Raw genomic sequence first — 12,259 nt, forward strand, 5'->3', positions numbered from 1 at the left:
TTTGGAGCCTGCTATGATGATCTACTTTCCCAATGACGAAAACGGTGATGTGCTGCGGCGGATGCAGGCGGCGGGGGATGACCTGAGCCAGCCGCGTGATATCGATTTCTCGCTGCTGTTCCCCGATGAAGGCACGGCGGAAACCTTTTCGGCCATGATGGACGCCGAAGGCTATGAGGTCGAGCTTGGCCCCTGGGAAGCGCAGTCGGATGACGATGCCAATACCGGCAAGTGGGACGTGACCGTAACGCGACATATGGTGCCTGACCACGCCGCCATTACCCAGTTCGAAAAAGAGCTGAGCGGCATCGCCATGCCGTTTGGCGGCCGCAATGACGGCTGGGGCTGTTTTGAGGTGTCGGCCGAGAGCGAAGACCTGAGCTAGATGTGAGCGCTTTTTCGAAAAGTGTGACGCACTTTTCGGATCAAAAAGCGCGTAAAAGCAAAAAAAATCTAGAGCCCATTCCGATCTGATCCAATCAGATTGGAATGGGCTCTAGATTGTCAGGTTTCAGGTAAGCTGATACGCTCACCCTTGTATTAGAAGCCAAGGGGGAGGCTGATCTTGACCTATGCAAAAGCCGTTGTGTCAGCCTGCCTGCTTCTGAGCCTGTGTCAGTGCGACAAGGTCATGTCCGCCTTGAAGCCGGCAAAGGCGCCGCCGGGCCCCTTTGCCTACACCCTCCGTCTCGACATGACGCCAGCGGCGGCGGCGCGCATGAAGGAGAAGGACTATCATCTCAATGTGCACGCCTTTTATTATGGGCGCGCGGTTGTGCCCAAGGCAGCCAATGCGGATGAACTGAACCGCATACAGCTTGGCTATGAGTTGAACCCCTTTCCCGCGGACACCCGCGCTATGGCGATGACGGGGGAGGGCATCGACAGCCGCCTGTTCGGGCAGATTGAAGACGAGCAGCCTTACGTGCTGATCACGGTCTATGCGGTCAACCGCGGCAATTTCGAAAATGACATGCTGACCTGCAACAATTACATCAACCAGATCGCCGAGGTGCGAAAGACGGCGGCTGTGGTCAGGTGCCATTTGCAAGGCGAAGCCGGTTAATCCCTACGCAAAGAATCGGGTGGATATCGTTACAAATTCCTTACGAAAACGCCGGACGTTATCACTCTATTAAGGACGTTTGAGGCTTTATGGGCGCTTAACCAGCCGGGCGGGAGTGTTTAACGGAGTGGACTTGCAGGGCAAGTGCGCGGCGGAACGCTCTTTTTTCCGGTCATGATGCAATTGGAGAGTGCCCATGCCCGCTGTCGTTCGTGGTGGCAGACGACAAGCCAGCCCGACCGCTGCAAAGCCGGAAGCCCGTGGTGCGTCGAAAGCGCCGCGGTCTCAGGGCGGGGCGAAGCCGCGTGCGGCGGGACGCAAGGCGGCTGCGCCCACGGGCAGGCATCGCATCATCGGCTCGGTCCATATGCCGGGTGAACTGACGGCGTGGCTGGCCGTCCTCGTCATTGCCGGCTTGCTCAGTGTCGTTCTCCTGACCGGCCATCGCGCCCAGGCGCTTGGCGGTGCCATGATCAGCTTCGCCGATGGCCGCGTGGCCGCCATGGGATTGAAGCTCAAAAAAATCTCCCTCGTAGGCGTCAGCCCCGATGCCTCGCCGGACGTGCGCAAGGCACTCGATTTCGAAATGAATCAGCCGTTCGCCCTGATGGATCTCGCCGCCGTGCAGAAGAGCGTTGAGAATGTCGGCTGGGTCAAGTCGGCCACCGTGCGCCGTCAGTTTCCCGGCGTCCTGATCATCGAGGTGGTCGAGCGTCCGCGCCTCGCCGTCTGGCAGTACAATGGCAAGAACACGGTCATTGACGATCAGGGCAATATCATCCCTGAGGCGATCTCGACCAAGTTCACCGGCCTGCCCTATGTGGTGGGCGAGGGCGCCAATGAAGCCGCGCCGGAAATCATCGAACTGATGCGTCAGCGCCCTGAGCTTTTGCAGCGCACCTATGCCCTACAGCGCGTCGATACCCGCCGCTGGAATATCCTGCTCAAGAACACGGCGGTCATCAAGCTGCCGGCGCTCAATCAGGAACAGGCGCTGGCCAAGCTCGACGCCCTGATGGCCCAACAACGCGTGCTGGATCAGGGCTTCGCCTCCATCGACCTGCTCGATCCCGATGCGCTTGTCGTGGTTCCGCTCGAGGCCCATCCCGCCCCTGCCGCTCACCCTGCCACCAGTACCGCTCACTGAGTTTGACAAAAGTAGAAACTCATGTCACGATTTGAAGACCGCCAGAACGCCAAGCATCAGGCCCAAAATAACGCCCAGAATAACGCCCAGAATTCGGCGCCGCCGGCGAAGCCAGCGCGTGCGCAGCCGGCGACGAGCGGCGAGGCGGCCAACCGCCCGCAGGCCTCGCAAGGGTTAATCGCATCGCTCGATCTCGGCGCCTCCAAGATCGGCTGCTTCATCATGCGCCCCGAAGGCGCGCGCCACGCCGACCAGACCATCCGTATCGCCGGCGTCGGCTATGTGCAGTCCAAGGGCATCCGCGCCGGTTCGATCATCGATATGGAAGCGGCGTCTCAGGCGATCGCGCAGGCGGTGGAACGTGCCGAGGCCATGGCCAATGTGGCGATCCACGGCGTGCGCGTCACTATTCCCGGCGCCCAGACTGCCTCGCACAAGGTGTCGGCGCAGGTGTCGCTTGGCCTCAAGCCGATCTCCGATTTCGATCTCAACCGCGCCATCGCCTCGGCTCTTGCGCAGGTCCGTTTCCCCAACCGCCGCGCCATCCACCTGCTGCCGGTAGCGTGGAGCGTCGATGATCAGCATGGCGTGCGCGATCCGCGTGGTTTGAACGGCCGGGCGCTTGGTCTCGAACTGCTGGTCGTGACCATCGACGAGAGCGTCTTCAACAACATCAACACCTGCGTTTCGCAGGCTCACCTCGAAGTGCAGGCCATCGTCTGCGCCCCGCTGGCGGCTGCCGTGGCGGCGCTGGAAGAGGACGAGAAGGAGTTGGGCTGCATCTGCATCGATATGGGCGCGTCGAGCACGACCGCGGCCATTTTCGCCAACGGCACCCTGGTCCATGTCGATTGCCTGAATGTCGGCGGTGCCCATGTTACGGCTGATATCGCGCGCGGTCTTTCCACCACGCTTGCCGGCGCCGAACGCATCAAGACCCTGCATGGCTCAGCCATTGCAAGCGCCCATGAAGACCGCGAAACCGTCGAGGCCCCGCCGCGTGGCGATGACAAGGGCGGCGCGCCAATCATAGTGCCGCGCTCCATCCTCAAGGGTATTATCGCGCCGCGCGTCGAAGAAACGTTCGAGTTGCTGCGCGAGAAGATCAAGGCCTCCGGTGTCCAGATTGAGCCCGGCGCGGGTATCGTGCTGACCGGCGGCGCCTCGCAACTGGCGGGCGTGCGCGAGCTGGCGATCCGTGTTTTCGACCGTCCGTGCCGTCTCGGCAAGCCGATGCGCACCCCGCACCTCGGCGATGCGGCGGCGGGTCCGTCGTTTGCCGCCACCGCCGGCGTTATCCTGCGCACGCTCTACGGCCCGCGCGATGTGGTGCCGGTGAAGAAGATCATGGCGGCCAAGATCGGTCCGCGCGATGCGCCGAGCGCCGGCCAGGGCAATATCCTGGCGCGTGTCATCGACTGGCTGAAGAGCAATCTCTGAATACAAGACGCGATATTCTTACTTATCGCGCCTTGGCAAGGGCAAGGGCCGTCGCCGCTGATGCGGCGGCCCATGCGGCCCCTGAGCTAAAATGCCCCTGCAAATCACTAATCGCGTACCGCGGCGCGTTAGTCTTTCATTAAGACTTTCCGTGCCGCAAAGTGGCCGCATTCACGTCTGGCGCGAAAAAGACAACTTGCGTGACTCCTTTGAGGGCCGGGGTTTCGGCAAAAAGTCACACTCCGGTAATCTCTGTTAAAAAATATTACCAAAACTACTTCATTTTTATCCGACTCAAGTTATCGGGTAACCAATCGTTAAGCATAATTGTAGTCTCATGGATCCTGACACTGGGGTCCGAAGCGTTCAACGCATCCCCGAAGGGAGAGATTGTGAAAGGTTGGTCCGAAACCATGGCTATTCATCTTTCTGCGCCACGCGCAACGGAATTGAAACCGCGCATTGTCGTGTTTGGTGTCGGTGGTGCCGGAGGCAACGCCGTTAACAACATGATCGAAGCCGGGCTCGAAGGCGTGGAGTTCGTGGTTGCGAACACCGACGCGCAGCAGCTTCAGTTCTCGCGCACAGACGCCCGCATCCAGTTGGGTGTCGGCATCACGCAGGGCCTTGGCGCCGGCGCGCATCCCGAAGTGGGCATGACGGCCGCTGAAGAGTTCGGGCGACATCATCGCCGAGCACCTCGAAGGCGCTCACATGGTCTTCATCACCGCCGGTATGGGCGGCGGCACCGGCACCGGTGCGGCCCCGATCATCGCCAAGTGTGCGCGCGAACGCGGCATCCTGACGGTCGGCGTGGTGACCAAGCCCTTCACCTTTGAAGGCCGCCACCGTATGCGTCTGGCCGATGCCGGTATCTCCGAGCTGCAACGCTACGTCGATACCCTGATCGTCATTCCGAACCAGAACCTCTTCCGCATCGCCAACGAGCGCACCACCTTCGCCGAAGCCTTTGGCATGGCCGACCAGGTGCTGCACGCCGGCGTTCGCTCGATCACTGACCTGATGGTCCTGCCGGGCCTGATCAATCTCGATTTCGCCGACGTCCGTTCGGTCATGTCCGATATGGGCAAGGCCATGATGGGCACAGGCGAGGCCTCGGGTGAAGACCGTGCGCTGCTCGCGGCGCAAAACGCCATCCAGAACCCGCTGCTCGACGAAACCTCACTCAAGGGCGCCAAGGCTGTGCTGGTGAACGTCACCGGCGGTCTCGACATGACCCTGCATGAAGTCGATGAAGCGGCCAACGCCATCTCGTCGGAAGTCGATCCGGAAGCCAATATCATCTTCGGCGCCGCGTTCGATCCGAACCTCGAAGGCAAGCTGCGCGTCTCCGTCGTCGCCACTGGCATGGACGGCGTGGCGCTGCAAACCCCGCTGAACGTGCCCGCCAAGGCCACGCCGCAGAACCCGACCTTCGGCCTCGGCTATGGTCGCACCGAAACGCCTGCGGCTGCCGCACCGGCGCCTGCGCCCGTCGTTGAAGCGCGTCCGGCCGCAACCGCCCCGGTAACCCCGACGGTTGCGGCGTCCGCGCCCTATAGCGCTCCTGCTGCTGCACCTGCCAGCACCCCCCTCACCCCGGTTGCTCCGCGTTCCAGCCTGTTTGAAGACCGCAGCGCCGCTGCCCCTGCGGCGGCCGCCCCGGTTGAAGAGCGTGTCGTGCCGAAGATCGTCGATCCTTCGGTCGAGGACGAAAACTTCGTCATGCCGGCTACGGCTGCCGCCGCGCCTGCCTCGCGCCCGGCGTCGCCGCAGATCTCGCGTCCTAACCCCTATGCCGGCACCGCCGCGCCGCGTCCGAATTCGCCGGCACCTGCGCCGCGTCTGAACACCGAGGAAGAGGGACGCGAATCCTTCTGGCGCGGCCTGTTCCCGCAGCGTCAGAGCGCGCCCGTGGCTTCGGCGCCTGTCGCGCCGAGCCGTCCGGTTGAGGATGAAGCCGATCGTTATGTCGCCGGTTCGTCGGCCAAGTCCAACCTGAACCCGGCCACGCGCGCCGAGGTCCAGCCTTCGATGGACAGCGAAGACGATCTGGAAATCCCGTCTTTCTTACGGCGCCTCGCTAACTGATATCAGGAGGGCTTCGGACATGTCCGGAGCCTTTTCTGTTGGCCGGTTGTCTTTAGGGCGCAGCTAACAAGTTCTAAACAGAAGAAAATCCAGGCCATGGGTCTGGATTTTTTCGTGTAAGGGGCGGCGAAAAAGATGCGCCTGCGGGGGCGGAAGCGCTGTGTTTGACATGCTTAAAGCCCTGTTAAGCAAAGCGTTACAAACGGAAATACAAGTTCGTTTGTTCGCGGACGCCGAAAATGAGATACAGGATGCGGGCCAGAAATGTGCCTGCATTTTTTTTACGCCTGTGGGGGCGGTGCAAGTTTGTATGGGTTGCGTCTAATGTTACCTGATCAGAACGAACAGACCTTGGCCCACGCGGCCATCATTGCCGGCATGGGCCTGCATACGGGCGTGCCCGTACGCATGGTCGTGCGCCCCGCGCCTTCGGGCACCGGCGTCGTCTTTGTGCGCTCCGATATCACCGACCGCGACAACAAGGTGCCGGCGCTGGCCCACCTCGTCACGCAAACGCGCCTTGGCACCGTCATCACCAACGCCGCCGGCGTTTCCGTCTCGACCATCGAGCACGCCATGGCCGCCTTCGCTGCCCTGAGCATCGACAACGTCTATGTCGAACTCGACGGTCCGGAAGTGCCGATCATGGATGGTTCGGCCCTGCCGTTCGTGCAACTGCTCGATCAGGCCGGTTTCCGCCGTCAAGTGATGCCGCAAAGCTATATCGAAATCCTGTCGCCGGTCGAAGTGGTCGAAGACGACAAGCGCGCCTCGCTGATCCCGGCGGATCAGTTTGAAGTCCGTTTCGAGATCGATTTTCCGGGCACCCCGATCGGCCATCAGGTCGTCGACCTCGCCATCACCGAACAGTCCTTCCGCGAAGAACTGGCCGCCGCCCGCACCTTCGGCTTCCTCGATGGCGTCGAAGCCTTACGCAAGGCCGGTCTGGCCCGTGGCGGCTCGCTCGATAATGCCATCGTCATCGATGGTGACGTCATCCTCAACGAAGGCGGCCTGCGTTTCGTCGATGAGTTCGTCCGTCACAAGGCGCTCGACGCCATTGGCGACCTGTACGTCCTGGGCATGCCCATTCTTGGCAGGTTTGAAGGAATACGGGCAGGGCACGGCCTTAATAATGCCTTGGTCCGCGCACTACTGTCGCGTCCGGATGCCTACCGCATCGTCACCCGCGGCGCGGCTCTGGCGGATGTCGGCTGACTGGTTAATTACGGTTGGCGTGCGCGTTGCGCTCGTGTAGATGTATCCTCCAGATAATGAGTCAGCGCCGGAAAGCGGTCGCCTAGAAGAGGGTTATTACGTGAGCGTTGTGGGGCTTCTCAAGAAATCGGCCATTGTCGTGCTGCTGGCCAGCGTCTCTGTTGCGGGCCTGACCGCCTGCGCCGGCAAGCCGAAAACCGAGCATCTGGTCTATGAAGAGCGTCCGGTGGAACTGCTGTACGAAACCGGCATGCAGAAGCTCGACCAGAAGTCCTGGAGCGATGCGATCAGCTACTTCGAAGAAGTGCAGCGCCAGCACCCCTATTCGGAATGGTCACGCCGCGCCATCGTCATGATCATCTACGCCAACTATCAGTCGGATAAGTATGTCGAGGCCACCGCCGCCTCCGATCAGTTCATCAAGCTCTATCCGGGCAGTGAGCTGACGCCTTACGCCTATTACATGAAGGCCATCTGCTCCTTTGAACAGATCGTCGATGTCGGCCGCGATCAGGCCTATACCGACAGTGCCAAGGCCCTGCTGAACGACGTTGTGCGCCGCTACCCGACCACCGAGTACGCCAAGGATGCGCGCGTCAAGCTCGACATGGTGCAGGATCAGCTCGCCGGCAAGGAAATGGACGTCGGCCGTTGGTATCTGAACGACAACCAGCCGCTGGCCGCCATCGGTCGCTTCAAGACCGTCGCCAGCGATTACCAGACCACCAGCCATACGCCTGAGGCGCTCTATCGTCTGGTCGAAGCCAACGAAATGATGGGCCTGCACGAAGAGGCGACACGCGACGCCGCCGTGCTGGGCTATAACTATCCGGGCGACCGCTGGTATTCGGCGGCTTACAAGCTGATGACCGAAAAGGGTGAAAAGCCGGCCATCAAGCCTGATCCGAACGGCAAGAAGGGCCCGGAAGCGCCCGATACCAAGAAGAAAAAGAGCTGGTTCAGCCTGAAAAAGCCTCAGGCCTAGGCTGTTTTTTGAAGTATGTTCGCTAAATGTTCTTGGCGAAGTGTGAGAAATAGGGTTTAATGGGGCGGCTGCCGATGAATCGGTGGTCGCCTTTTTGGTTGGTCACGCATGTTAACTCGTCTGACGATTGCCGATGTGGTCCTGGTCGATCGCCTGGAACTGGATATCCGTTCTGGCTTAAGTGTGCTGACCGGCGAAACCGGCGCGGGCAAATCGATCCTGCTCAATTCTCTGGGCCTGGCCACCGGTGCGCGCGCCGATGCCGGCCTGATCCGTGCGGGCGCGGCGCAGGCCTCGGTCACTGCCGAATTCGAGATCGCCTCGGCGCATCCGCTTTATGATTTCCTCGAAGACAAGGGGCTGGCGCTGGAAGCCGGTGAGCCCTTGCTGCTGCGCCGCGTGGTGTCACGCGATGGCCGCTCCAAGGCCTTTGTCAACGATCAGGCGGTCAGCGTCGCCGTGCTCAAGGCGCTGGGTGGCAGCCTGCTTGAAGTGCATGGCCAGCACGAAACCGTGGGGTTGCTCGATGCCCGTTCGCATCTGGGGATGCTTGATACTTACGGCGCCAATAGCCGCGAACTGGCCAGGGTATCGGAAAGCTGGAAGGCGTTGAAAGCCATCCGCGACGAACACCGCGATCTGATGAAGCGCGCACATGCCGACAAGGCCGAACTGGAAACCCTTACCTTACGTTTACAGGAGCTGGACCGGCTCAATCCGCAAGCCGACGAGGAGGCGACGCTGGCGTCCGAACGCGCGCTTCTGGGCGCTGGTGAGCGGGCGCTGGAGGATATTTCCGAGGCGCGCAATGCGGTGGGCGGCGATCAGTTGTCGCAGCGTCTGGTCAAGGCGTTCCGTGCGCTCGATCACGCCCGCACGCGCGCCATGCAGGCCGGTGCCACGTCCGAGGATGAGGTCTTAAAGCGCCTGACCCTGGCCGCCGATGCGCTCGATCGTACCCTGATCGCGGCCGATGAAGCCCTGGCGCTGATGGATCAGGCGGCAGATAGCCTGGATGTCGAACCCGGCCAGCTTGATCGCTGCGAGGAGCGCTTGTTCGCTCTACGGGCCATGGCGCGCAAGTTGAGTGTGCTGGTCGAGGACCTGCCGAAGGAGCGCGTGCGTATCGCCGCCAGCCTGAACCAGATCGAGGATCTCGATGCCCATCTGGCGCGTCTGACCATCGCTATGCATGAGGCGCAAAAGACCTTCCACGCCGCTGTTGAAGCCCTGCATGTCAAGCGCGAGCAGGCCGGCGTGACGCTGGCGGCGGCGGTGATGGACGAACTGGTGCCGCTTAAGCTTGACAAGGCGCGCTTCCGCGTCAGTGTGAAGGCGCTGGAGCCGGAACGCTATGGCCTGAACGGCGGCGATGTCGTCGAATTCGAGGTCAAGACCAATCCCGGCGCCGCCAATCTTCCTGAAGAAGGATGGGGTGGCCTTGGCGCCATCGCCTCCGGCGGCGAACTGGCGCGCTTTGCTTTGGCTTTGAAAGCCGCGCTGGCGTCACGCGGCGGCGAAGATACTGTTGGTCCGGTCATGATTTTCGATGAAGTCGATCAGGGCGTCGGCGGCGCCGTGGCCGATGCGGTGGGCCTGCGCCTCAAGCGTCTGGCGCAGAACCAGCAGGTTATCGTGGTGACGCACTCCCCCCAAGTGGCGGCGCGCGGCGATCAGCACCTCAGGGTCTCCAAGGCCGAACATCAGGACAGCGTGCGCTCGACGGTCACCATACTGGAACCGGAAGAAGCGCTGGAAGAACTGGCGCGGATGCTCTCCGGCGCGGAAATTACGCCCGAAGCGCGTGCCGCTGCAATCAGGCTTAAAAGCGCCGAGGCTGTGTGATATAGTCGGGCGGGGGCTTAAGGATACCTCGCCATGATGAACCTCATCCGGCATACCTTCTTTTTCATGCTACAGTTCGTGGGCGCCGCGCTCGTTGTGGTGAGCGGCTGTGTGGCGGTGACGCTCTATCACCGCGGCATGCCCTACAGCCAGACGCCGGAATTTCACGCCACCTTGCTGATCTATATCAAGGCAGGGGTGGCGGCGGGGGCGCTCTTTTGCCTGATCCTGCTGTGTTACCACCTGACGCGTAAAACCCTTCAGGAACCTGGTGATACGCCCTGGAATAATCCTGACAACATTTGAACAGTGTGGCAGTAGGGTGGGGTATCGCATACAGGGATTCCCATGACTATCGACGACGCCCGCTCTGCCCATGCCGACCTAGCCGCGCAGATCCAGCATCACCGCGACCTCTACTACACTCAGGAAACGCCGGAACTGACCGACGCGGAGTATGACGCGCTGGAGGCGCAACTGCGCGCGCTGGAAGCCGAGTTTCCCGAACTGAAAACACCGGACAGCCCGACCCAGACGGTCGGCGGATCGGCCTCGGCCAAGTTCTCGCCGGTGACGCACGGCATTCCCATGCTGTCGCTCGATAACGCCTTCGCTGCCGAAGATGTCACGGATTTCGAGGACCGCATCCGGCGTTTCCTCAAGCTGCCGGCCGATGAACCCGTGGCCTTTGCCGCCGAGCCCAAGATCGACGGCGTGTCGTGCAGCCTGCTCTATGTGAAGGGTGAACTGGTGCGCGCCGCCACGCGCGGTGATGGTCGTACCGGCGAGGATATCACCGAGAACGCGAAGACCATAAAAGATATCCCGCATCACCTCAAAGGCACTCAACACCCAGACCGCATTGATGTGCGCGGCGAGGTCTATATGCCGCTGAAAGAATTCGCCGAGATGAACGCTAGGGCCGAGGCGGATGGCACCAAGGTCTTCGCCAATCCGCGCAATGCGGCCTCGGGCGCGTTGCGCCAGATCGATGCCGCCATCACGGCCTCGAGGCCTCTGCGCTTCTTCGCCTATGCCTGGGGGGAAGTCAGCGATGCGGATTTCGTCACCACCCAGTCCGAAGCGCTGGAAAAATTCCGCCAATGGGGCTTCGCCGTCAATCCGAATTCGGTACGCGTCGAAGGCGCGCAAGGCCTGCTCGGTGTTTATGACCATATCGGCAAGGCACGCTCCGGCCTGGGTTACGATATCGACGGCGTGGTCTATAAGGTCGATCGCCTCGACTGGCAGCGCCGTCTCGGCTTCGTGTCGCGCAGCCCGCGCTGGGCCATCGCGCACAAGTTCCCGGCACAGCAAGCCCTGACGCGCCTGACCGCCGTTGATATCCAGGTTGGTCGCATGGGGACGCTTACGCCAGTGGCGCGTCTGGAGCCGATCAATGTCGGCGGCGTGGTCGTCACCAATGTGACCCTGCACAATGCCGACGAAATCGAGCGCAAGGACATCCATATCGGCGACATGGTGCGCGTGCAGCGCGCCGGCGATGTTATCCCGCAGATCGTCGGCGTCGAACTGTCCGAACGGCCTGCCGATGCCGTGCCCTATCAGTTCCCCGTCGTTTGCCCGTGCCCGCTCAAAACCGAGGTGGTGCGCGAGACCAATGCCAAGGGCGAGGACGGCGTGGCGCGCAAGTGCTCCGGCGATCAGGCCTGTCCGCACCAGCGCGTCGAATACCTGAAATACGTCGTCAGCCGCCGCGTTCTTGATATCGAAGGCCTTGGTGAAAAGCAGTTGGCGCGTTTCTATGAGGAAGGTCTCATCAATGAGCCGGCGGATATCTTCACGCTGGAGGCGCGCGACACCGCTTCGCTGACCAAGCTCAAGAACCGCGATGGCTTCGGCGATCTGTCGGTGAAGAACCTGTTCGCCGCCATCGAGAGCCGTCGCCATCTGGCGCTCGATCGCTTTATCGCCGCGCTCGGCATCAAGCATGTCGGCGAGACCACGGCGCGTTTGCTGGCGCGCGCCTATGGCAGCGAGCGCCATTTCTATGAGTTCATGGTGGCCGCCGCCGAAGGTGACGAAGCCGCGCGCGAAGGGCTTGAGCATCACGATCAGATCGGGCCTGTGGTCGCCGGCGCCGTCATCAGCTATTTCGCCCATCCCTATCAGCGCGCCCTCTATGACCGCCTGAAAGCGCAGATCATCGATGTGCAGGACGCCGAAGTCGTGGCTGGCGATCATGCGGTCAGCGGCAAGACGGTGGTCTTCACTGGTGCGCTGGAACGCTTCACGCGCGATGAGGCCAAGGCGCAGGCCGAACGTTTAGGCGCCAAGGTGGCCGGTTCGGTCTCGGCCAAGACCGACTACCTCGTGGCCGGGCCAGGTGCGGGTTCCAAGCTCAAAAAGGCCGTCGAACTGGGCGTCACCACGCTTACCGAGGATGAGTGGCTTGCCATGGTGGAATCATCATAGACGGGTGCTTTCCTGATCTGAAAAGCGCCCC

The 12,259-nt window shown here is 61.7% G+C and carries 9 protein-coding genes and 1 pseudogene; all 10 read left to right on the forward strand.

Going from position 1 to position 12,259, the window contains the following annotated elements; translation table 11 throughout:
• The first annotated feature begins 13 nt into the window (after positions 1-13).
• The 10 genes and pseudogenes from ABQ278_RS04125 to ligA all read left to right on the forward strand — a co-directional run bounded on the left by ABQ278_RS04125 (position 14) and on the right by ligA (position 12,228).
• The gene (locus ABQ278_RS04125) at positions 14-385 is read left to right on the forward strand and encodes a ribonuclease E inhibitor RraB (RefSeq protein WP_349321341.1); all 372 of its coding nucleotides are present in this window, start codon (positions 14-16) and stop codon (positions 383-385) included.
• 180 nt (positions 386-565) lie between these two features.
• Entirely contained in the window at positions 566-1,066 is a 501-nt protein-coding gene (locus ABQ278_RS04130; RefSeq protein WP_349321342.1) for a hypothetical protein, read from the forward strand.
• Positions 1,067-1,262: 196 nt separating this feature from the next.
• The gene (locus ABQ278_RS04135; RefSeq protein WP_349321343.1) at positions 1,263-2,213 is read left to right on the forward strand and encodes a cell division protein FtsQ/DivIB; all 951 of its coding nucleotides are present in this window, start codon (positions 1,263-1,265) and stop codon (positions 2,211-2,213) included.
• Between the two features lie 21 nt (positions 2,214-2,234).
• Positions 2,235-3,653, forward strand: coding sequence for a cell division protein FtsA (gene ftsA / locus ABQ278_RS04140; protein WP_349321344.1), 1,419 nt, complete (start codon positions 2,235-2,237; stop codon positions 3,651-3,653).
• Between the two features lie 413 nt (positions 3,654-4,066).
• Positions 4,067-5,744, forward strand: a pseudogene (gene ftsZ / locus ABQ278_RS04145) (cell division protein FtsZ).
• A 324-nt stretch (positions 5,745-6,068) separates the two neighbouring features.
• Entirely contained in the window at positions 6,069-6,962 is an 894-nt protein-coding gene (lpxC, locus tag ABQ278_RS04150; protein ID WP_349321345.1) for a UDP-3-O-acyl-N-acetylglucosamine deacetylase, read from the forward strand.
• A 100-nt stretch (positions 6,963-7,062) separates the two neighbouring features.
• Entirely contained in the window at positions 7,063-7,947 is an 885-nt protein-coding gene (locus tag ABQ278_RS04155) for an outer membrane protein assembly factor BamD (RefSeq protein ID WP_349321346.1), read from the forward strand.
• 108 nt (positions 7,948-8,055) lie between these two features.
• Entirely contained in the window at positions 8,056-9,792 is a 1,737-nt protein-coding gene (locus ABQ278_RS04160; protein ID WP_349321347.1) for a DNA repair protein RecN, read from the forward strand.
• A 33-nt stretch (positions 9,793-9,825) separates the two neighbouring features.
• Positions 9,826-10,098: a hypothetical protein gene (locus ABQ278_RS04165; protein ID WP_349321348.1), complete on the forward strand. Its 273-nt coding sequence runs from the start codon at positions 9,826-9,828 to the stop codon at positions 10,096-10,098.
• Positions 10,099-10,140: 42 nt separating this feature from the next.
• Entirely contained in the window at positions 10,141-12,228 is a 2,088-nt protein-coding gene (ligA, locus tag ABQ278_RS04170) for an NAD-dependent DNA ligase LigA (protein WP_349321349.1), read from the forward strand.
• Positions 12,229-12,259 lie beyond the last annotated feature (31 nt).

Source organism: Asticcacaulis sp. MM231 (assembly GCF_964186625.1).
Lineage (GTDB): Bacteria > Pseudomonadota > Alphaproteobacteria > Caulobacterales > Caulobacteraceae > Asticcacaulis.